This window comes from Streptomyces sp. NBC_00414 (assembly GCF_036038375.1).
GTDB lineage: Bacteria > Actinomycetota > Actinomycetes > Streptomycetales > Streptomycetaceae > Streptomyces.
On record NZ_CP107935.1, the window covers coordinates 5,609,766 to 5,629,893 of the forward strand.

General features: G+C 72.0%; 20 protein-coding genes. 16 read left to right on the forward strand and 4 right to left on the reverse strand.

Annotated elements, in window-relative coordinates; translation table 11 throughout:
• Window positions 1–110: 110 nt before the first annotated feature.
• Window positions 111–635 carry a MarR family winged helix-turn-helix transcriptional regulator gene (locus OHS59_RS24360; protein WP_328495528.1) on the reverse strand — a complete coding sequence of 175 codons (525 nt, stop codon included), beginning with the start codon at window positions 633–635 and terminating at the stop codon, window positions 111–113.
• Between the two features lie 340 nt (window positions 636–975).
• On the opposite strand from OHS59_RS24360, the gene ribB reads away from it, so the two are divergent.
• The 13 genes from ribB to OHS59_RS24425 all read left to right on the forward strand — a co-directional run bounded on the left by ribB (window position 976) and on the right by OHS59_RS24425 (window position 13,462).
• Window positions 976–1,647 (forward strand): 3,4-dihydroxy-2-butanone-4-phosphate synthase, encoded by a 672-nt coding sequence (gene ribB / locus OHS59_RS24365; protein ID WP_443061491.1) that lies wholly within the window; start codon window positions 976–978, stop codon window positions 1,645–1,647.
• Window positions 1,644–2,912, forward strand: coding sequence for a 1-acyl-sn-glycerol-3-phosphate acyltransferase (locus OHS59_RS24370; RefSeq protein WP_328495529.1), 1,269 nt, complete (start codon window positions 1,644–1,646; stop codon window positions 2,910–2,912). The genes ribB and OHS59_RS24370 overlap by 4 nt, the downstream gene beginning before the upstream one ends.
• 8 nt (window positions 2,913–2,920) lie before the next feature.
• A complete protein-coding gene (locus tag OHS59_RS24375) occupies window positions 2,921–3,646 on the forward strand; it encodes a hypothetical protein (RefSeq protein WP_328495530.1) in 726 nt (241 codons plus the stop codon).
• Window positions 3,643–4,407, forward strand: a complete 765-nt coding sequence (locus OHS59_RS24380) for an SDR family oxidoreductase (protein WP_328495531.1) — start codon at window positions 3,643–3,645, stop codon at window positions 4,405–4,407. Before OHS59_RS24375 ends, OHS59_RS24380 begins: the two co-directional genes overlap by 4 nt.
• Window positions 4,407–4,850 (forward strand): SRPBCC family protein, encoded by a 444-nt coding sequence (locus tag OHS59_RS24385; RefSeq protein WP_328495532.1) that lies wholly within the window; start codon window positions 4,407–4,409, stop codon window positions 4,848–4,850. Before OHS59_RS24380 ends, OHS59_RS24385 begins: the two co-directional genes overlap by 1 nt.
• Window position 4,851: 1 nt before the next feature.
• Complete coding sequence (locus tag OHS59_RS24390) at window positions 4,852–5,025, forward strand: hypothetical protein (protein WP_328495533.1); 174 nt, start codon at window positions 4,852–4,854, stop codon at window positions 5,023–5,025.
• Between the two features lie 210 nt (window positions 5,026–5,235).
• Window positions 5,236–6,246 (forward strand): beta-ketoacyl-ACP synthase III, encoded by a 1,011-nt coding sequence (locus OHS59_RS24395; RefSeq protein WP_328495534.1) that lies wholly within the window; start codon window positions 5,236–5,238, stop codon window positions 6,244–6,246.
• Window positions 6,247–6,455: 209 nt separating this feature from the next.
• Window positions 6,456–6,680: a hypothetical protein gene (locus OHS59_RS24400; protein WP_328495535.1), complete on the forward strand. Its 225-nt coding sequence runs from the start codon at window positions 6,456–6,458 to the stop codon at window positions 6,678–6,680.
• Window positions 6,681–6,745: 65 nt separating this feature from the next.
• Complete coding sequence (locus tag OHS59_RS24405) at window positions 6,746–8,029, forward strand: beta-ketoacyl-[acyl-carrier-protein] synthase family protein (RefSeq protein WP_328495536.1); 1,284 nt, start codon at window positions 6,746–6,748, stop codon at window positions 8,027–8,029.
• 812 nt (window positions 8,030–8,841) lie between these two features.
• Complete coding sequence (locus OHS59_RS24410) at window positions 8,842–9,606, forward strand: hypothetical protein (RefSeq protein WP_328495537.1); 765 nt, start codon at window positions 8,842–8,844, stop codon at window positions 9,604–9,606.
• Window positions 9,607–10,141: 535 nt separating this feature from the next.
• Window positions 10,142–12,475 carry an MMPL family transporter gene (locus tag OHS59_RS24415; protein ID WP_328495538.1) on the forward strand — a complete coding sequence of 778 codons (2,334 nt, stop codon included), beginning with the start codon at window positions 10,142–10,144 and terminating at the stop codon, window positions 12,473–12,475.
• A 139-nt stretch (window positions 12,476–12,614) separates the two neighbouring features.
• Window positions 12,615–13,109: a DUF6197 family protein gene (locus OHS59_RS24420; protein WP_328495539.1), complete on the forward strand. Its 495-nt coding sequence runs from the start codon at window positions 12,615–12,617 to the stop codon at window positions 13,107–13,109.
• A gap of 62 nt (window positions 13,110–13,171) precedes the next feature.
• Window positions 13,172–13,462 carry a hypothetical protein gene (locus tag OHS59_RS24425; protein ID WP_328495540.1) on the forward strand — a complete coding sequence of 97 codons (291 nt, stop codon included), beginning with the start codon at window positions 13,172–13,174 and terminating at the stop codon, window positions 13,460–13,462.
• Window positions 13,463–13,481: 19 nt separating this feature from the next.
• Here the strand turns inward: OHS59_RS24425 and OHS59_RS24430 are convergent, their stop codons facing one another.
• From OHS59_RS24430 to OHS59_RS24440, 3 genes are all read right to left on the reverse strand, one after another.
• Complete coding sequence (locus OHS59_RS24430) at window positions 13,482–14,132, reverse strand: hypothetical protein (protein ID WP_328495541.1); 651 nt, start codon at window positions 14,130–14,132, stop codon at window positions 13,482–13,484.
• 173 nt (window positions 14,133–14,305) lie between these two features.
• Window positions 14,306–15,037 (reverse strand): GntR family transcriptional regulator, encoded by a 732-nt coding sequence (locus OHS59_RS24435; protein ID WP_328495542.1) that lies wholly within the window; start codon window positions 15,035–15,037, stop codon window positions 14,306–14,308.
• Window positions 15,038–15,227: 190 nt separating this feature from the next.
• Window positions 15,228–16,586, reverse strand: a complete 1,359-nt coding sequence (locus OHS59_RS24440) for an aspartate aminotransferase family protein (protein WP_328495543.1) — start codon at window positions 16,584–16,586, stop codon at window positions 15,228–15,230.
• A 200-nt stretch (window positions 16,587–16,786) separates the two neighbouring features.
• On the opposite strand from OHS59_RS24440, the gene OHS59_RS24445 reads away from it, so the two are divergent.
• From OHS59_RS24445 to OHS59_RS24455, 3 genes are all read left to right on the forward strand, one after another.
• Complete coding sequence (locus OHS59_RS24445; protein ID WP_328495544.1) at window positions 16,787–17,413, forward strand: type 1 glutamine amidotransferase family protein; 627 nt, start codon at window positions 16,787–16,789, stop codon at window positions 17,411–17,413.
• A complete protein-coding gene (locus tag OHS59_RS24450; protein WP_328495545.1) occupies window positions 17,410–17,979 on the forward strand; it encodes a MarR family winged helix-turn-helix transcriptional regulator in 570 nt (189 codons plus the stop codon). Before OHS59_RS24445 ends, OHS59_RS24450 begins: the two co-directional genes overlap by 4 nt.
• Window positions 17,980–18,057: 78 nt before the next feature.
• Window positions 18,058–20,109, forward strand: coding sequence for a serine/threonine-protein kinase (locus OHS59_RS24455; RefSeq protein WP_328495546.1), 2,052 nt, complete (start codon window positions 18,058–18,060; stop codon window positions 20,107–20,109).
• Window positions 20,110–20,128: the final 19 nt, after the last annotated feature.

Below are 20,128 nucleotides of genomic sequence, written 5' to 3' on the forward strand. Positions count from 1 at the left end.
ACCGCCGCCGCGTACGAAGTATTCGTACGCGGCGGCGGTCTTCTCGTATGTGCTCACCACCGTGCCGCGGCAGCCCTGACGCTGCCGCGGTGGACCCTGGCGCCGGCCGGTTACTGCTTCTCGTGCTCGAAGCGTGCCGCCAGAGCCGTCCCGCTGGGTGTGCCGTCGAGGATCCGGCGCAGTCCGCGGGTCATGACCGCCTGCTCCTCCAGGCTCAGACAGTCGGTGATCATCGCGTCGGTCTGGGTGTCGATGCCGCGCAGTACGGGGATGAGTTCCTGCCCGCGCGGGGTGAGCCGCAGGTAGACGACCCGGCGGTCCACCTGTCCCGGCTCGCGGTCGATCAGGCTGCGCTTGGTGAGGGTGTCGACGATGCGGCTGGGACTGCCGCTCTCGCAGACGATCAGGCGGCCCACCTCGGCGAGCGTGAGCGGGGCGCGCTCGGCCAGCACCAGCAGGATCTCCGCCTGGGCCGGCGTCAGGTTGAAGGGCCTGAGCTGTCCGGTCATCTGCCGCGCACCCTCACGCTGCGCGGCCAGCAGGAGGTAGCGCAGTTCCGAGTCGTGCGGAGGTGGCTCGGCCGTCGCGGGCGCCCGGCTCAACGTGGTGTCCGTGGCGGTCTGGGGGCGGGACATGGCGGCTCCAAGGGTGCTGTGGGCGTGCTGTCGGTGGACGGCTTCCAACGATCCGGTGATCACGTCATTTCTCGATGATGCAGCATCCATGCCACATCATTCAATGCTACGTCATCGATATAAGCCTTATCCGGCCCGCCTGGCCTGTCTTCGCCTATCCGGAACTGCGGCTACCACTTTTACCGGACACCCAGAATGGTGTTGCGACAACGATGCTGGGACATGCATGATGAAGCATCGGTGTTGAGACATCGATGACAAACCATCGATGTCGCGCCATCGACTTCTTGGCCGGTGCACGACCTCACAGCTCAAGCCCACGTCAAGCAAAGGAAACGAAATGACCGCGCAGATCCTTGAAGACGCTCCCGTCGCACTCGACGCCCCGATCGTTCTCGACGACGCCGCGGCGGCCGTGGCCGCCATCGCACGCGGGGAGCTCATCGTCGTGGTGGACGACGAGGACAGGGAGAACGAGGGAGACCTCATAGTGGCGGCGGAGTACGCCGACGCCGCGGCCATCAACTACATGATCACCCACGGCCGGGGCCTGGTCTGCGTCTCGGTGACCGAGGAACGTGCCGCGAAGCTGAACCTGCCCCCGATGGTCGAGCGCAACGAGGACCACCACGGCACCGCGTTCACCGTCAGCGTCGACGGCGGCCCGGAGCACGGCGTCACCACCGGCATATCGGCCCCCGACCGGGCCAAGACGATCGACCTCATGCTGAACGGCACCGGCGAGGACCTGCGCCGGCCGGGCCACATCTTCCCCCTCGTGGCCCGCCCGGGCGGCGTCCTGGAGCGCCCCGGCCACACCGAGGCGGCCGTCGACCTCGCCCGTTTCGCGGGGCTCACGCCCGCCGGCGTCATCGTGGAGATCATCCTTGAGGACGGCACGATGGCCCGCCTCCCTCAGCTCGCGCAGTTCGCCCGCCGCGAGGGCCTGGTCCTGACCAGCATCGAAAAGCTCCGGGAGTACGCCGCCGCCCGGACCGAGCAGGTGAAGTGAGCCGTCTCCCCCGGTGGATGGCCGGTGCGTCGAATGCGGTCACCCGACCCGCGGTCACGCACCGGTTCCTCGCCGGAGTAGAAGGGGTCCGGCACCTGCCGGCCGACCAGCCGTTCGTCCTCGTCGCCAACCACAGCAGCTTCGCCGACCACCTCGTCCTCGACGCCGTACTCGACGCGCTGCGGGACACCCGTACCTCCTACCTCACGAAGGCCGAGGCCTTCGTCCACCCGATACGCAGCCGGTGGACGCACGGCATGGGAGGCATCCCGGTGGACCGGGACCGCCCCGGCAAGGAACTGCTGGCCGCGGTGGACAGTGTCTTCGCCGGCTCCGGTGCCCTCGTGGTCTACCCCGAGGGCACCCGCGGGACGGGCTGGCCCCTGCTGCCCTTCAAGGACGGTGCCTTCCGCTTCGCGGTCCGGGCCGGTGTGCCCGTCATACCCGTGGCGATGTGGGGAGCGCAGCACGTCCTGCCCAAGGGGGCCTCGCTGCCCCGCCGCGCCAAGGTCCGCGTCGTCTTCGGCCCCGCACTGCCCGACGACACCGCGCTGTCCAGGCCCCAGCGGGTCAAAGCCCTGGTGGAGGCGGCGCGTGAAGCGCTGGAGCCGCTGGTGGACACGGCCCGTACCGAACCCGACCCGCGACGAAAGCGGCAGGCGTCCCTGGAACTGGTCCGCCGCGCCGAGTCCGTCGCGGAGACCATGCTCAGCCGCACCGACACCCTGCCCGCCGAACGCCGGATGAGGCAGGCGCGCCTCCTGCTCACCCTGGCCCGCCGTACCGATCCGGACAGATTCGACAGGCCCGACGACGCGGTCGGCGCCGACGCCCGCGTCCTGGCGGCCCGGCTCACCGGACTGCGCGCCCTGGACGCCCCAGCGGTACTGCGCCCCGCAGTGCTGCGGGGTGTCCGGCGCGGCGCCGAGGAGGTGCTGCGGAACCACCCCGACCACCTGATGGCCCGTTACCTGCTAGGCCGTTGGCACCTGTTGATGCCCCGCGCCCTGGGCGGGCGCCGCGAGGAGGCGCTGGAGCACCTGCGGCACGCGGCCCGACTGGGCGCCCACGACACCCGGTACCCCATGGCGTACGCCGAGGCGCTGATCGCGGTCGGCCGCGACGACGAGGCGGCGGGACAGCTGCGCGGCGTTCTCGCCGCCCCCGCCCCCGACGTGCGGACGGCGGACCGGCGGCGCCGGGCCGAGGCCCAGTACCAGCAACTCGCCGGCGCCGGTGCCGGCCCTACGACCCCAAGGGGGTGAGCCCAGCCATGAGCACAACAGCGTCCAGCGCAACAGCGTTCGGCACAGCAGCATCCAGTACGTCGGCGTCCCGTACATCGGCGTCCCTGCAGTGCGGCAACACTCTCGTGGTCTTCGACGGACCTCGCCGACTCGCCTGGCGTACGTCCCTGTCCGGCGACTACACCCCCACGGCCCTGTGGCCCAGCCCGGCGCAGGCGGCCCAGGTGCTGGAACACCTGTACAGCGGCGGATGCCTGCTCGTCCTGCTCGAACAGGAACGCATCTCCGTACCGATGTACGCCGAGGAGGCCGACCGGCTGCCGCCCGACGTGGCGGCCCGGGCCGATCTGACCAGTGACGGTGTGGTGAGCGAACTGCACCTGCCGGTCCTGGACTGGATGCCGCCCGCGCTGCGCGAACGCGGCCTGCGCTTCCTGGAGAACAGCACGGGCCTGCTGCGCGAGAGCCCCGACCTGCTGTTGCCCCACCTGATCGTGGAGACACCGCCGTACCAGCCGGAGAACCTGCGGTTCGCCCGGCTGCGCACACCCCGCCCCTTCTCCGAGGACCGCCTCGCGCCGGTCACCGACCATCTGTTCACGCCCGACATCGAAGCCACCCCCGGCATCGCAGCCCCCGACGGCACCGCGATCGCCTCCGACACCGCGATCACCCCCGCTGTCGCAGCCGCCGCCATGTGCCCGGCCGGTACCGCGCCGGCCGCGGCCCACACCTGGGAGACCACGCCATGAGCAGTCCGGCTCCGACGGCCCCGCCCCCGGGCAGCCCGCTGAAGGGCAGAGTGGTGCTCCTGACCGGGGCAGGACGGGGCCTCGGCCTGCTGACCGCGCAGACGCTCCTCGACCAGGGGGCGGCGGTCGTGGCCAATCACCGCTCACCCTCGGACGGTCTGGACCGCCTCGCCGACAAGCACAAGGACCGGATCCGGCTCGTTCCCGGTGACGTGGCCACCGACGAGACGGCGGCGCTGCTGGCGGCCGAGGCCCGCCGGTTCGGCCGGCTCGACGTCCTCATCCACAACGCCGCGATCACCCGCGACCAGCCCCTGGTGCGGATGTCGATCGAGGACTGGGACGAGGTGCAGCGGGTCAACCTGCGCGGCGCCTTCCTGAGCACCAAGTACGCGGTGAAGACGATGATGCGGGCGCGCTACGGCCGCATCATCTACATCTCCTCCATCACCGCGCTGACCGGGAACGCGGGCCAGGCGGCCTACTCCTCCTCCAAGGCAGGGCTGCACGGCCTGGCCATGACGGTCTCCCAGGAGTACGCCTCCTACAACATCCGCACCACCACCGTGGCGCCGGGCATCCTCGACACCGGTCTGGGGGCGGCCGTCGCCGGCCCGCAGCGGCGGCGCATGACCGACCGCTCCCTGCTCGGGACCGGCCAGGCGGAACAGACCGCCGAGACGATCGCCTTCCTGGCCTCTCCGGCCGCCGACTACATCAATGCCACGGTCATCCGCACCGACGGAGGAATGAGGTACTGATGAACGCCAACGCCAACACCAGCGGCAATGTCCATGCCTCGCACATCCTGATCCCGGCGCCTGTCGGGATCGTGCGGCAGATCCTTCTGGAACCCACCGGCCTGGCCGAGTGGAACCCCGCCTTCCTCTCGGTCAGGGGCCCGTCGGAGGCGCTCACCGGCCGGCGCTACCCTCTCGTCGCCCGTGGCGCTCTCCGCGGCCACTGGGAGTACGTGAGCATCGGCGAGACCCTCATCGAGGGCCGGTGGGAGGTTCCCGGCCTGGCCGAGACCAACAGCTGGAGCCTGCTGCCCCACGGCGAGGGCACCCACGTCACGCACTCCTTCACGCACCGGGGCAGCCTCGCCGCCCTGCTGCGGCCGGCGTTCGCGGGCGTCGCCGACCTCCGCCTGGACCGGCTGTCCGGGCGAGCCCGGCAACGCGCGCTGGCCCAGGTGTCCTGACATGGCGCCCGGCACAGCAACACCCGCTGCCGCGCTGCCGGTCGAGAACACAACGTCGGCCGTCCCGCCCGTGCCCCCCGCCCGAGCCGACTGCTGGGCGCGTCCCACGCCGCTGCACCTGGCCCGTCCGGACGGCGAGTACGCCGAGGACCACATCCTGCGTGGCCTCGACTGAACCGGCCGCCGCCTCCCCCGAGTCGGCCTCCGAGCCGGCCGTCGTCCCGACCGAGTCGGCCGACCCCCCCATACGTGACGGGCCCGGCGAAAATCCCCCGCACCGGGCCCGTCACCTCCCACCTCCGCCCTTGCTTCCCTCCCCTTCTTTCTTCCTTCTTCCTCTTGCTCATCCCCTTTCCCCTGACCGTCTGTTCCAGGGAGACCCAACGTGTCCACACCCCCCGTACTGAGGCCTCCGGAGGGCTCCGCGTACGCCCGTGTCGTCGGCGTGGGCGGCTACCGGCCCTCCCGTGTGGTGCCCAACGAGGAGATCGCCCGCCGCATCGACTCCAGCGACGAGTGGATCCGCGAACGCTCGGGCATCGCCGAACGGCGCTGGGCGGCCGAGCAGGAGAGCGTGGCCCTCATGGGGGCCGCCGCCGCGGAGAAGGCCCTCGCGCACGCCGGAGTCACCGCCGACCGGATCGGCTGCGTCCTGGTGGCCACTTCCACCCACTTCCGCCAACTGCCCGCCCTCGCCGCCGACATCGCCCACCGGATCGGGACCACGCGGGCCGCCGCCTTCGATCTCTCCGCCGCCTGTGCGGGCTTCACCCACGCCCTGGCGGTCGCCCACGACCTGGTACGCGGCGGCAGCGCCGGCCATGTTCTGGTGGTGGCGACCGAGCGGATGTCCGACCTGATCGACCACGACGACCGTGCCACCGCCTTCCTCTTCGGTGACGGCGCCGGAGCCGTCGTCGTCGGACCCTGTGACACCCCGGCCATGGGCCCGGTGGTCTGGGGCGCCGACGGGTCGCAGGGCGGGGCCATCGACCAGAGCGCCTCCTGGCTGGAACTCCGCGACGGCACGCCGTCCCGTTTCCCGGCCCTGACCATGCAGGGCCAGACCGTGTTCCGCTGGGCGGTCTACGAGATGGCCCGGGTCGCCCGACGGGCCCTGGAGGAGACCGGGGTGGAAGCCGCCGACCTGGAGGCCTTCATTCCGCACCAGGCGAACCTGCGGATCGTGGAGGCTCTCGCCCACACACTGCGGCTGCCCGCGCAGGTGGCCGTCGCCCGCGACATCGTGCACACCGGGAACACCTCGGCGGCCTCCATCCCGCTGGCGATGGAGACCATGCTGGCCTCCGGCGCCGTCCGCAGCGGCGGGCTCGCCCTCACCATCGGCTTCGGCGCCGGCCTCTCGTACGCAGCCCAAGTGATCACGCTGCCCTGACGAGCCGAGCCCGAGCCCGAGCCCGAGCCCGAGCCCGAGCCCGAGCCCGAGGCCGAGCCCGCGCCCGAGGCCGAGCCCGAGGCCGAGCCCGCGCCCGAACCGAGGCCGAGCCCGAACCGCGCCGCTCCTTACCGAGCCGCTCGTGTCGGCGCACCCCGTACCCGTACCTCGTTCGTCCCCGTATCCCGTATCCCGTACCTGGAGTTGACATGACCATGATTGATGCATTCGTCGCGCCGCACACGGTGAGCACCACGGGGCTGCGAGCGGCGGCCGCACACCGCGACGGCGTTCCCGGGGGCGGAGACCTGCCCGCCGCTGCCACCCCCGCCCCCGTAATCGCCACCCCCGTGATCCCCGCCCGTCCGGAGCCGGAAGGGGCGGACTTCACCACCGTCTTCGACATCATGGGCCGCATTTTCAGTGCCGTCTGATCCGGCGGGGACCGGCAGACAGCACCACCCCTCGGACCGCGCGAGACCACACCATGGAGACCGAAATGGCGCACGCCGCCGGGAAAGTTCTCGTCACCGGGCTCGGAGCCACCACCCCGCTGGGCGGTGACGTCCCGTCCACCTGGGAGTCCCTGCTCGCCGGCCGCTCCGGGGCCCGGCAGCTGACCGCGCCCTGGGCGCAGGACCTGGCCGTACGCATCGCGTGCCCGGCGGCGAGCGAGCCCGCGCCGCTCGTCGGGCCGGCGCTGGCCCGGCGTACGGACCGCTCGACGCAGTTCGCCCTCGTGGCGGCCCGCGAGGCATGGCGGGACGCCGGCAGTCCGGACGTGGACCCCGGGCGGCTCGGCGTCGTCGTCGCCTCGGGCCTGGGCGGGCTGACCTCACTGCTGAACTCCCATGACGTACTGCGGGAGAAGGGGCCGCGCCGGGTCTCCCCGCACACGGTGCCGATGTTCATGCCGAACGGTCCGGCCGCCCAGGTCGGCCTCGAACTCGGCGCGCGGGCCGGCGTCCACACCACCGCCTCCGCCTGCGCCTCGGGCGCCGAAGCGGTGGGGTACGCCCTGGCGATGATCCGCTCCGGACGTGCGGACGTGGTGGTGGCGGGCGGTACCGAGGCGCCGATCCACCCCCTGATCATGACCGCCTTCGCCAACATGATGGCCATGTCGCGGCGCAACGAGGACCCCGAGGCCGCCTCCCGTCCCTACGACCGTGACCGGGACGGCTTCGTGATGGGGGAGGGCGCCGGAATCCTGGTCCTGGAGTCCGAGGAGCACGCCCGCGCCCGTGGCGTACGCGTCTACGGCGAGGCGGCCGGCGTCGGCCTGACCTCCGACGCCCACCACATCGCGCAGCCCGAACCCGACGGCCGTGACGTGACCCGCGCGGTGCGGACGGCCCTGGCGGACGCCGGCGCAGACCGGGAGGACGTCGTCCACGTCAACGCCCACGCCACGTCGACGCCCTTGCGCGACCTCGCCGAACTCGCCGCGCTGAGCCGTGTACTGGGCGACCGCGCCGCCCGGGTCCCCCTGTCCGCGACCAAGTCGATGACCGGCCATCTGCTGGGAGCGACCGGGGCGGTGGAGTCGGTGGCCGCGGTGCTGGCCCTGCACCACCGGCTGGCCCCGCCCACGATCAACGTCGACGTCCTGGACGAGCGGGCCGACACCGCCGCCGACGTCGTACGCGACAAGCCGCGCGAGCTGCCTGACGGTCCGGCGGTCGTCCTGAACAACTCGTTCGGCTTCGGCGGACACAACGTGTGCCTGGCCTTCCGCGGCAGCGGACCCGGCCCCCGCAGCGGCCCCGGTACCCGGCTCTGACACCGGCGGTGGCGGTGACAACAGGCCACGACGGTGACAACGCTGTCACCGACATCGACGCCGACGCACTGGCCTGTTTCGGTCAACTTGTGAGACGTCTTTGTGAACCAACGGCATGCTCCTGGGGTCGCCAATCCGTCGAAATCCCAGTTCGCGGACGCCTCGGGGCTCCAGGGACCGGACCGAAACCCCTTTCCCCGACCGTGGGGGCACGGCAGGGGCCGACACCGCGGTTGTCGTGATCCAGTCCCTGCCGACAGGCCATTCGGAGCCAGGGGTGTGAACCGTGGGCTCAGCGCGCAGAGGCACCTCTAGCGTCGCGGCGCATCCGTTCGCCCTATCGGTCGTGTGCTCAGTGAGACCCAGTGACGATGGAGGACACCTCCCCGTGAAACCGGCCGTCGCCCGCCCCGGCGATCCGTACTCCTTCTCCTTGTTGCACGTCGCCGTCCGTCCCTCGCGTCGGCGGGCCCAGGTCCGCGACACCCGCCGCCTGTTCTCCGGCCGGCCGGGACGTCCGCGTCCCGTCCCGCGGCCACGGACCCCGCACCGGACTCCGCATCGAACTCCGTTACGGGCCCGGAGCAAGGAAGGCAGCCGCGTGAGACCCCGCCCCACCGGCCAGGAGCCCGCCGCACCGGAGCTCGCCAGACCGGAGGCCGCCGCACCCGAGGCCGCTGCACCGGGGGCCGCCGGACAGGGGCTCACCGGGCGGACATCCTCGCGGTTACGGGGAGCGCTCCCGCGGCACGCCACGGCTGCCTGCCGCCCCGCCGCCGATGGGTGAGCGACCCGGTCCGCCCGCGGCGGACATGACGTCGCGACCCGCCGGGAGCGTCGCCCGGCACGTGGTCGAGTTCGGCGGGGGTCCCGTCCTCCACGAGTCAGCAGACGGCATCGGTACCGGCGCCGGTACCGGAGAGCCCGGGGCACAGCGCCCGCCCACGCCTCCCGAGCCCGGACCGGGGCCCGTGCCCGGCCCCGAGCCCGTGCGCACCATCCCGTCCCAGCGTTACTACGCCCTGATCGTCGAACGCATCAGCGTCCTCGCCGCGTTGGGCTTCAACGCTCCGACGATCGCCCAGGCGCTGGGGCACGAGGGCTACACCATGGCGCCCGGCCGCAGCGACCCCATCAGCCTGACCACGGTGCGCCGTCTGCTGCGCGAGAACATGTCCGCGGCCCGTCGCCGGCCCGCCGTGGTCCGGGAGGGTCTGGCGGCGCACGAGTGGTGGCTGCAGGACCTGGCCGCGGAGCTGTCCATGCCGTCCATCACCCTGTACGGCTGGGCCCGGCGCGGCTGGGTGACCGTGGTGCGCAAGGAGAGCCGTCCCCCTTACCGCCTCGTCCTGCAGGCCGATCCCGCCGAGGCCGAACGGCTGCGGGCCCGGCGCCTGCGCGCCGACCAGGAAGGGCTGCACGTCGGCACGGTGCCGCTCCCGCCCCGGCGCGGGGGAGCACCGCAGTGTTCCGACCCCTCGGTCTCTTCGGTCTCTTCGGTCTCGTCGGTCTCTTCGGTCTCTTCGGTGTCTACGGACTCCTCGGCCTCGCCGGCCCCTTCCGCGGTGGCGCACTGATCGGGTGTTCGCCACTCGCCCGTAGAACTCCCGTCGAGTTCCTTAGAACGCCCGTAGAGCTCCTGTAGAGCCGAGCCGGCGGAAACAGGGCCCGGGTCGCGCCGGGGTGGGGTACCGCCGGTAGGTCCGGCGGTACCCCACCCCGGCGCCGTTCGTTGACGCCCCTTTCCCGCCATTCGCTCCGGGCGGCGCGGCGCCCCTGTCGCCGCCGGGACGTCGGCAGACGTCCGCAGCGAGGCGGTCACCACCCCTGCGCCGACTGGTTCACCGGCCCGCCCCCGCGCCCGGTCGTCGTGGCGGGCCGCCCTGCGCCGGCCCGGTCCGACGTGGCCGGATCTCCTCGATGGAGGACCGTCCGGGGCGCTGTCGAAGACCAACCCGCTCAAAGATGTTGCGTCATCGATGTCACAGCATGCATGATGAGTCATCGATAACGCGTCATTGATGTTCCATCATCGACTGCATGGTCCCTGATCCGGTCGTCGTCGGACGGCCCGCCCGCCCCCGCCGGCGGACCCCGATCCCAGGAGTAGAAGTGAAGAAGATCGCCCAACTCGCCGTCGCACGGCCCAAAGCCGTGATCGCCGTCTGGCTGCTGTTGCTCGCCCTGGCCGTCCCCTTCGCGCTCCAGCTGGAGGGCGCGCTGAAGACGGGCGGCTTCTCCGACCCCCGGGGCGAGTCCGTCAAGGCGCAGCACACGCTGGAGCGCGCGTTCGACGAAGCTCCCAACTCACTGCTGGTGGTCCTGCACAGCAAGGACGGATCCGTCGAGGACGCGGTCGCGCCGGCCCGTGAGGCGGTCCGGCGTGACGGGGTGTCCGCCGTCACCGACCGCACCACGCACCCGGAGTGGCTGTCCGAGGACGGCCGCACGACCTTCATCCAGGTGGGCTTCACCAGCGACAACACCACGGTCCAGAACCTGGTGCCCGACCTGCAGGACGACGTCCGCGACGCCGTCGGCGAGAACGTCGACGCCGACGTCACCGGCGCTCCGGCCCTGGACTACGCGCTGAACGTGCACTCCAAGGAGGACGTCACCCGCGCCGAGATGATCGCCTTCCCGGTGCTCTTCGTCGTGCTGCTGCTTGTCTTCCGGTCCGTGGCCGCGATGGTCGTCCCGCTGCTCATGGCGGGCGTCACCCTGATGCTCACCCAGTCCATCGGCTACGGGATGACGCAGTTCACCGACGTCAACAGCCTGTTCACCAACATCGTGTCCATGGTCGGCCTGGCCGTCGCCGTCGACTACTCGCTCTTCATCGTCAAGCGCTTCCGCGAGGAACTGGCCGACGGACGCCCGGTGGACGACGCCCTGGACCGCACCATGCGCACGGTCGGCCACTCCGTGCTCTTCAGCGGCCTGGCCGTCGTGGTCGCGCTCTCGGCACTCTTCATCCCCCGCGCCATGTCCTTCACCAGCATCGCCCTGGGCGGCGTGGCCGTCTCCCTGGTGGCCGTGGCCATCGCCGTGACCCTGCTGCCCGCCGTACTGAGCCTGCTCGGCGACCGCATCAACTGGGGCACCCTGCGCCGCCGCAAGAACGCCAAGAACGCCACCAAGAACACCACCGACGAGAGCGCCGTCACGGCGAGCACCAAGGCAGGCACCAAGGCAGGCGCCGAGGGAGCCGCCTCCGGTGGCCGTTTCTCGGGCCGCCCCGGACTGGTCCTGGCCGGCCTCGTGGTCGTGTTCGCCGCGCTCGCCGCCCCCGCCGCCCAGCTGACCCTGCGCGTCCCCGTCGCCAGCGCGGACATCCTGCCCTCCGACGACAGCGCCCGGATCGGCATGGAGCGCATCAAGCAGGACATCGGCGTACGCGAGATGTTCCCCGTCCAGGTCGTGCTCAGCGCCGACCGCGACCAGGCCGACGCCCTGCTCAAGAGCACCACGGACGTCGCCTCCTACGCGAAGACCGCACCCGGCGCCGACAAGGTCCAGGCCGTCACATCCCTCGGCCTGCCCGCCGATTCGCTCTCCAAGGCCCTGGAGGATCCCTCCGGTCTGGACGAGGGGCAGCGCGCCGCACTCGGCGGGCTGTGGACGCTCGACGGAGACCGCCTGGTCACCCGTGTCGTCGTCACCCCGGGCGCCGACCCCGACAGCTCCGCGGCCCACCACCTGGTCGACGACCTGCGCGACCACCTCAAGGACGGCGCCGACTCCGAGGTCACCGTCCGTCTGGCCGGAGCCACCGCCACCGGTTCCGACTTCGACGACCTGGTCCTGCGCTCGGTGCCGCTGGTGGTCGCCTCCGTCGCCCTGCTCAGCTTCCTGATCCTGCTGTTCGCCTTCCGCTCCGTCCTGCTGCCGCTGCTCGCCCTCGCCTTCAACATCGCGGTCGTCGGCGCCAGCCTCGGCTTCCTCGCCCTGGTCAGCGGGAACGACGACCACTCGATCAACAGCGTCACCCCGCTGATGCTGTTCGCGGTGATGTTCGGGCTGAGCATGGACTACATGGTGATCATGATTTCCCGGATGAGGGAGTCCTACCTGGGCGGCCTCTCGCACCGCGAGTCCGTCCTGGGCGGCCTGGCCCGTACCGCCGGTCTCGTCAACGGCGCGGCGGCGATCATGGTCGCGGTCTTCGCCTCCTTCACCAGCGCCCAGATCAGCATCGTGCGGGAGCTGGGCATCAGCCTCGCAGTCGCCGTCGTCCTGGACGCGCTCGTCATCCGCCGCCTGGTCATGCCCGCCACGCTCCTGCTGGTCGGCGACCGGATCTGGGGCCGCGCCCGCCGCACCGCCCCGCGGTCCACCACCTCGCCGCAGACCCCGGTCCCGGCCCCGCAGCCGGTGTCCGTCACGGCCGACGAGGAGGCCGGCGTGAGCGAACACCTCCCGCTGGCCAGGCCCACCCTGCGCTGACCACGGACGGAACGGTCCCGCTCTGCCCTCCTCGCACCACCCGCTGCGCCGATCGCCTCGCCTCCCCGGGCCGACGGCGCAGCGTTCACGTGCGCCACCCAGGCACGTCATCCCTGTTCAAGAGAGGCAGCCCCACCTGATGAGCACAGCCCTGCACCACCCCGACGTCACGGCCCTCGGCAAGCTGCCGGACGACACGTACACGTACAGCCCGCTCGACGTGTACGACGCACGCGACGCGGGCGACGCGCACGACGACGAGGTCTTCCGGCGCAGTGCCCTGCTGATCGCCCGGCACGGGTGGTGCCAGGGGCAGGGCCTGCTGTACGTCGGACACCCCCACGCGCCGCAGGCGGCCAGCCTGGTCGGGGCACTGGCCTGGGCGGTCACCGGGGACGCGGAGTCCTGCAGCCCGCGGGTGAGGGCGGCCCTGGCCACCGTGCGCAGGCGGCTGGACCCCGCGGGCAGTGCCCTGTTCAGCGACTGGGAGCTGCTGTGCGCCTGGAACGACGCCCCGGCCCGCACTCGTGACGAGACCGTCGCGCTGCTGCTGTCGTGCCGCACGAGGCCCGCACCGGACCTGCCGGCAGACCTGCCGACGGACCCGCCAATAAGCCTGTCAATACCGGCATAACGGGCATATCCTGAACAGGTGCGCGTACGCGTGGATCCGTGCGACCGGAGAAGGTGAGTGCGATGCGCGTCCTGCTCAAGGCGACCCTGGACACGGAAAGAGCGAACGAGGCGATCCGCAGCGGCAAGATGCCGGAGCTGATGAAGGAGACCCTGGACCAACTCAAGCCGGAGGCCGCGTACTTCGGCGCGCTGGGCGGCCGGCGTACCGCCCTGCTGTTCCTCGACATGCAGGACAGTTCCGAGCTGCCCTCGGTGGGTGAGCCGTTCTTCACCCAGTTCGACGCGGAGGTCGAGGTCTCCCCGATCATGAACGGCGACGACCTCCAGGAGGGACTGTCCCAACTCCGCTGAGAGGCGCCGCCGTTCCCGGCTAACTGAAGATGATCATCGAGCCCTGGGCCAGGCTGCGGGTGGCCGCGGCGTGCAGGCCGAGCCACACATGGCGTTCGCGGGCGAACGGGCTCGCGTCGAAGGGGGCCGGGGCGGCCGGCTCCTCCAACTCCGTCGGCGTCATCGGAGGTTGCGGCGGCACCGGCGGGTTGGCGGGGTCGATGCCGATCGACGGGGCGACCAGTTCCAGCTCGCGCAGCAGCACCTGGGAGGAGCCCAACGGGCCGCCCCCCGCGAGGAGTTCGTCGCTCGACAGCGGGTGCGGGAAGTCCACCGGGACGTACGCGCCCGCGTGGTCGTAGTGCCAGACCAGGTGGGACTGCTGGGCCGTCGTGTCGAACATCTCCAGCAGCTGCTCGTAGTCGCCGCCCAGTTCGCCGACCGGCGTCACCGGCAGCTGGCACACCTGAAGGAGGTACGCCCGGCGCAGGAAGTGCAGCGCGTCGTAGTCGAAGCCCGCGATCGGCGCCACGTCGCCGGAGAGCCCCGGCATGTACGCGTACACCGGCACCGGCGGGAGTCCGGCCTCGCCCAGAACCTTGTCGTAGAGCGCGAGTTCCTCGGCGAAGGGGTTGTCGGGGGTGTGGCACAACACGTCGACGAGCGGGACCAGCCACAGGTCACAGGCCAACTGAGAGCTCCTCGTTCAGCACGGTGGTCAAGGCAGCGTAATGGGTGAAAGCGCGGTCGGTCCCCCTCGTGCGGGTCGGATACCCCACACTCGCCGGCCCGTGACCGGCCTGCGGCGAACCCACGGTCGGCCTGCGGTGCACCCCCGGCCGATCCACGGCCGTCCCGTGGCGCTCAGCCCTGCGCCAGCAGTTCGATCAGCGCCAGCGAGTGCGTGTTGTACGCCGCGACGATCTCGTGCGCCGCCGGGGCGTCCCGGCGCGTGAGGGCGTCCACGAGTTCCGTGTGCTCGGCCCACAGATGGCCCCGCAGGTCCTCGATCCGGCGCAGGTGCTGGACCGCGCACACCCAGGACTGGACGCGCAGCCGGTGCAGGAAGTCGGCGAGATAGGGATTGCCGAACAGACCGCTCAGCTCGCGCCAGAAACGCAGGTCGTAGCCGATGAGGATGTTCAGGTCGCCCGCGGCGGCGGCCCGCTGCGCCTCCTCGCCGCGGCGGCGCACCCCGGCGAGCGCGGCGGCGGTGCGCGGGTCGTCGGCGTGGGTCGCGAGCGCCGCGCGGGCGCCCCGGGTGGTGGCGGCCGCCGCGTCCAGCAGACCGTGGAAGATGCTCTCCGTGACCAGGCTGCGCGCCTCGATCATGCCCCGGTAGTCGCTCAGCGAGTACTCGTGGACGCGGAACCCGCGGTGCTGGTCCGCGTCCAGGAGGCCCTGGGCCGACAGATCGACCAGGGCCTCGCGGACGGGGGTCGCGGAGACGCCGTACTGCTCGGCGATCTCCTTGACCGTGAACTCCTTGCCCGGCTGGAGCCGCCCGGCCAGCACCTCGTCACGCAGCGCGTCCGCGATCTGCTGCCGCAGGGTGCTGCGGGTGACGGCGCCGTTGCCGCTGCCGATGCCGGGCATGGCCAGGGTCCCTTCCCCGATCGAATAAGTACTCGCTCATGTCTACGAGCCAGTCACCTTACGCGTTCGACGCGAGGCCACCCGGTTTGCGCGAGTCCCCTGCCGTACCCCCTGCCGTACTCCCTGTGAATCCTCCGCCGTACCCCCTGCCGTACTTCCTGTGAATCCTCCGCCGTACTCCCTGCGGGCCCTACCGGACCGTGTGCTCGTCCGCCGCGGAGAGGGCTTCGTCGAGTGCGGCCAGGCCCTCCTTGGCCTCCGCCTCCGTGATGTTGCACGGCGGTACGACATGGGTGCGGTTCATGTTGATGAAGGGCCACAGACCGTGCGCCTTCGCCGCGGCGCCGAAGGCCGCCATGGGCGCGTTGGCCTCGCCCGCCGGGTTGTACGGCACGAGGGGCTCGCGGGTCTCCCTGTCCCGGACGAGTTCCAGGGCCCAGAAGACACCGGTTCCCCGGACCTCGCCGACGCTCGGGTGGCGCTGTGCCAGCTCGCGCAGCCCGGGGCCGAGGACGCTCTCGCCGATCCGGGCGGCCTGCCCGACGACGCCCTCCTCCTCCATCACGTTCAGGGTGGCGACGGCGGCGGCGCAGGCGAGCGGGTGCCCGGAGTAGGTGAGCCCGCCGGGGTACGGACGCCGGGCGAAGGTGTCCGCGATCGCGCCGGAGATGGCGACACCACCGAGCGGCACGTATCCGGAGTTCACGCCCTTGGCGAAGGTCAGCAGGTCCGGTACGACGCCGGTGTGGTCGGCGGCGAACCACTTGCCCGTCCGTCCGAAGCCGGCCATGACCTCGTCCAGGACGAAGACGATGCCGTGCTCGTCGCAGAGCGCGCGGACGCCCTCCAGGTAGCCCGGCGGCGGGATCATGATCCCGGCCGTGCCCGGGATCGTCTCCAGGATGATCGCGGCGATGGTGGCCGGGCCCTCGAACGCGATGGTGTCGGCGAGGTGCTGGAGCGCGCGCTCGCACTCCTGCCGCTCGGTCTCGGCGTGGAAGGGCGAGCGGTAGAGGAAGGGCGCCCAGAAGCGCACGACCCCGGCCGTCCCGCTGTCGTTCGGCCAGCGGCGCGGGTCACCGGTGAGGTTGATCGCGGCGGCGGTGGCCCCGTGGTACGAGCGGTACGCGCTCAGCACCTTCGGGCGGCCGGTGTGCAGCTTGGCCATCCGGGTGGCGTTCTCGACGGCCTCGGCGCCGCCGTTGGTGAAGAAGATCTTGTCCAGGTCGCCCGGTGTCCGTCGGGCGATCAGCCGCGCCGCCTCCGACCGCGCCTCGACGGCGAACGCGGGCGCGAAGGTGGTCATCCTCCCGGCCTGCTCCTGGATCGCGGCGACGACCTTCGGGTGCTGGTAGCCGATGTTCGTGAAGACGAGTCCGCTGGTGAAGTCCAGATACCGCTTGCCGTCGTAGTCCCAGAAGTAGGACCCCTCGGCACCGGCGACGGCGAGCGGGTCGATGAGCTCCTGCGCCGACCAGGAGTGGAACACGTGTGCGCGGTCCGCGGCCTTCACGGCGGCGCCGGCCTGGGGATTGGGCTGAGGGGTCATGCGCCCGAGCGTAGGTGTCGGGGACGGGGACGCGACATCGGCGTCCTGTCTGCGGAGCGGCCCCGAAAGCGACAGGTTGTCGTGTGTGGGGAGCCTCGACGGGCCCCGGGACCCGTCGAGAGATATTGACAGCATGCTGTCGAAATGACAGCATGCTGACATATCAACTGGGTGCGTGACCGAGTGACCGAGGAGAAGCCATGACCCTTGAGCCCGCGCACAAGGCCGACCGCAAGCCCGTGTACCTCGCCGTCTACGACACGCTCGCCGACTGGGAGACCGGCCACACGACCGCGTATCTCGCCCGCGCCGGCCACGAGATCCGGACGGTCGGCCTGTCCGGCGACCCGGTGCGGTCCGTCGGCGGGCTGCGGATCCAGCCCGACGTGACGCTCGACGACGTACGCCCCGAGGACGCCGCGCTGCTGATCCTGCCGGGAGCCGACCTGTGGGACACGGGCGACGAGCTCGCGCCCTTCGCCCGCAAGGCGCGGGAGTTCCTGGAGTCCGACGTGCCCGTCGCCGCGATCTGCGGGGCCACCGCAGGACTCGCCCGCGAGGGGCTGCTCGACGACCGCGCCCACACCGGCGCCGTGTCCTTCTATCTGGCCGCCACCGGCTACAAGGGCGGCGACCGGTACGTGGAGACCGACGCCGTGACGGACGGGCGGCTCGTCACCGCCGGACCCACCGAGCCCGTCGCGTTCGCGCGGGAGGTGTTCGCACTGCTCGGGGTGTACGAGGGAGAGGTGCTCGACGCCTGGTACCGGCTGTTCCACGACTCGGACGCGCAGGCGTACGAAATCCTTGAGGCGGCCGGACAGTGAGCGGAACGGGCGGCGGGGGGACCGGGGCGGGCGGGGAACGGCAGGACCTGTTCAGCCGGAGCGCGCTCGCGGTCTTCCGGCTGAACGGCCAGTACCTGGGCGTCGCCGAGGAGTTGGCCGGACCTGCCGGGCTCACCGCCGCGCGATGGCAGGTGCTGGGTGCCGTCCTTCGGGAACCCCTCCCTGTCTCCGGGATCGCCAGGGCCATGGGCATCACCCGGCAGAGCGTGCAGCGCGTCGCCGACCTGCTGGTGGAGCGGGGGCTCGCCGAGTACGTACCCAACCCCGCCCACCGCCGTGCCAAGCTGCTCCGGCCGACCGAGGAGGGTTTCACGGCCGTCCGGAAGATCGGCCCGGGACACGCGGCCTTCGCGGACCGCCTCGCCGCGACCCTCGGGGAGGCGGAACTGGCCGAGACGGTGAGGGCGTTGGAACGGCTGACCGGAGCGATGGAGTCCGTCACGGCGGCGCCCACGGAATCAGCCACGGGAGCGAGCGCCGGCACAGCCGCGGAACCGGCCATCGGAACAGCGATGGAAACGGCACCCTCTGTTACGGAACCGTAGACGCCGCCCCTGCCGTCTCCCCGTTCTGCCGCACTATCCTCGGGCTGTCGCACATGTACGGGGGAGGGCGGCGTTTCGATGGAGAAGCTCGGACCTGCGGATCCGCACCGGATCGGCGCGTATCGACTGCTGGCGAGGCTGGGCGCGGGCGGTATGGGCCAGGTGTATCTGGCGCGTTCCGACCGCGGCAGGACCGTCGCGGTCAAACTCGTCCGGCAGGAACTCGCCGAACAGGAGGAGTTCCGCGCGCGTTTCCGTCAGGAGGTGCGGGCGGCCCGGCGCGTGGGCGGCTACTGGACGGCGCCGGTGCTCGACGCGGACACGGAGGCGGCGATCCCGTGGGTCGCCACCGGCTATGTGGCGGGCCCCTCGCTGGAGGAGGTCGTCGGCCACGACCACGGCGCGCTCCCGGAGCGTTCCGTGCGGATCCTCGCGGCCGGCCTCGCGCACGCGCTCAAGGACATCCACGCGGCCGGACTGATCCACCGCGACCTCAAGCCGTCGAACGTCCTCGTCACGATCGACGGTCCGCGCGTCATCGACTTCGGTATCGCCCGCGCCCTGGAGACGGTCACCGACGGCGGCCTCACCCGCACCGGCGCACTCGTCGGCTCGCCCGGCTTCATGGCCCCCGAGCAGGTCCGCGGCGACCGGATCACGCCCGCGTGCGACGTCTTCTGCCTGGGCTCGGTCCTGTCGTACGCGGCCACGGGCGACCTTCCGTTCGGTGCGGCCAACAGCGGGGTGCACGCCCTGATGTTCCGTATCGCCCAGGAGGAACCGGACCTGGAAGGGGTTCCGGAGGGCATCGCCGATCTCGTCCGGCAGTGCCTGCGCAAGGACCCCGCCTCCCGCCCGACGCTCGACGACATCCTGGAGCGCACGGGAGCGGAGGACACCGTCACGGACGGGCGCAGCCGCGATCCCTGGCTGCCCGGGATGCTGGTGGCCCAACTGGGGCGTCACGCGGTGCGGTTGCTGGACTCGGAGGACCCGGACGTCTCGACGGCCCGACCGGCGCACGAGGCCGGGGAACCCTCCACGCCCCCTCCGGCCTCCGCTCCCCCTCCCACCCCCGCCTCCGCCCCTGCTCCCGCCTCCGCCGCCGCGCCGACAGCCACCCCCGCCGCCGTCCCGGAGGCCTCCCCCGAGCACGCACCCACCCCCGACGCCTCCTCCCCGCCCCTCCCGGAACCGCCGGCAGGCGCCCCCGCCGATCAACTCCCCACGATGACCGGGGGCCAGTCCCCGACCACGCCTCCGGCCGCCCCGCCCGCGCACACCCCGACCCCGCCCCCGGGCCCCGTCCATCCGGCCTACGGCTACCCCCAGCAGCACCCCCAGCCCGCCGCCGGCTACGGCTACCCGCACCAGCAGCAGCCCGGCGCCTGGTCGGCACCCCCCGGCGGCTACGCGACCCCCAACGCCTATGCGAATCCCAACGGTTACGCGAATCCCAACGGCTATGCGCCGCCCCCGGGTTCGACCCCTCCCTACGGCCCGACACCCCCGTACGGACCGGGCTTCACGCCGCAGCCGGAACCGGAGCCGCCGCGCAGGAGCGGCCGGTCCACCGCCGTGCTGATCGTCGTGGCGCTGGTCGTCGCGCTCGGCGCGGGCGCGTCCGTGTACGCGCTCATGAAGGGCGACGGGGACGGCCAGGCGGGCGGCGACCCCACCAAGTCCCCCACGAAGGGCGCGCCCACCACTCCGGGCCCATCCACCCCGGGCCCCTCGACGCAGCCGCCCACCACGGGCGAGGAGACTCCGGCGGACGGCGCGATCCCCGCCGAGTACCTCGGTACCTGGAGCGCGTCCATCGACAACGACACCGGCCGCAACACCCGCCGGCTCACCATCCAGCAGGGCGAGGTGGGCGCCACGGTGCTCTCGCTCACGGCGGACGGACCCGCGGACGGCGGCACGTACCACTGTGTGTTCCGGGCGGAGCTGGCGGAGGCCCCGAGCGATGGCGGTCCGCTGCGGATCGGCCCGTCCGAGGTCACCGTCGGCGAACCGGCCACGTCCTGCTCGCCGGGCGGAGCGACGGAGCTGACCCTCCTGCCGGACGGCCGTCTGCGGCGGGTGAACACGAGCAACGGCGACGCGCTGACGTACACGAAGCAGTAGGGGCGGCAGCAGGGGCGAG

Bases quoted from the DNA above. Each gene is read 5' to 3' on its own strand.
- OHS59_RS24360 (WP_328495528.1), bottom strand. From the start codon at position 635: ATGTCCCGCCCCCAGACCGCCACGGACACCACGTTGAGCCGGGCGCCC.
- ribB (WP_443061491.1), top strand. From the start codon at position 976: ATGACCGCGCAGATCCTTGAAGACGCTCCCGTCGCACTCGACGCCCCG.
- OHS59_RS24375 (WP_328495530.1), top strand. From the start codon at position 2,921: ATGAGCACAACAGCGTCCAGCGCAACAGCGTTCGGCACAGCAGCATCC.
- OHS59_RS24380 (WP_328495531.1), top strand. From the start codon at position 3,643: ATGAGCAGTCCGGCTCCGACGGCCCCGCCCCCGGGCAGCCCGCTGAAG.
- OHS59_RS24385 (WP_328495532.1), top strand. From the start codon at position 4,407: ATGAACGCCAACGCCAACACCAGCGGCAATGTCCATGCCTCGCACATC.
- OHS59_RS24390 (WP_328495533.1), top strand. From the start codon at position 4,852: ATGGCGCCCGGCACAGCAACACCCGCTGCCGCGCTGCCGGTCGAGAAC.
- OHS59_RS24400 (WP_328495535.1), top strand. From the start codon at position 6,456: ATGACCATGATTGATGCATTCGTCGCGCCGCACACGGTGAGCACCACG.
- OHS59_RS24405 (WP_328495536.1), top strand. From the start codon at position 6,746: ATGGCGCACGCCGCCGGGAAAGTTCTCGTCACCGGGCTCGGAGCCACC.
- OHS59_RS24410 (WP_328495537.1), top strand. From the start codon at position 8,842: ATGACGTCGCGACCCGCCGGGAGCGTCGCCCGGCACGTGGTCGAGTTC.
- OHS59_RS24420 (WP_328495539.1), top strand. From the start codon at position 12,615: ATGAGCACAGCCCTGCACCACCCCGACGTCACGGCCCTCGGCAAGCTG.
- OHS59_RS24425 (WP_328495540.1), top strand. From the start codon at position 13,172: ATGCGCGTCCTGCTCAAGGCGACCCTGGACACGGAAAGAGCGAACGAG.
- OHS59_RS24435 (WP_328495542.1), bottom strand. From the start codon at position 15,037: ATGCCCGGCATCGGCAGCGGCAACGGCGCCGTCACCCGCAGCACCCTG.
- OHS59_RS24440 (WP_328495543.1), bottom strand. From the start codon at position 16,586: ATGACCCCTCAGCCCAATCCCCAGGCCGGCGCCGCCGTGAAGGCCGCG.
- OHS59_RS24445 (WP_328495544.1), top strand. From the start codon at position 16,787: ATGACCCTTGAGCCCGCGCACAAGGCCGACCGCAAGCCCGTGTACCTC.
- OHS59_RS24455 (WP_328495546.1), top strand. From the start codon at position 18,058: ATGGAGAAGCTCGGACCTGCGGATCCGCACCGGATCGGCGCGTATCGA.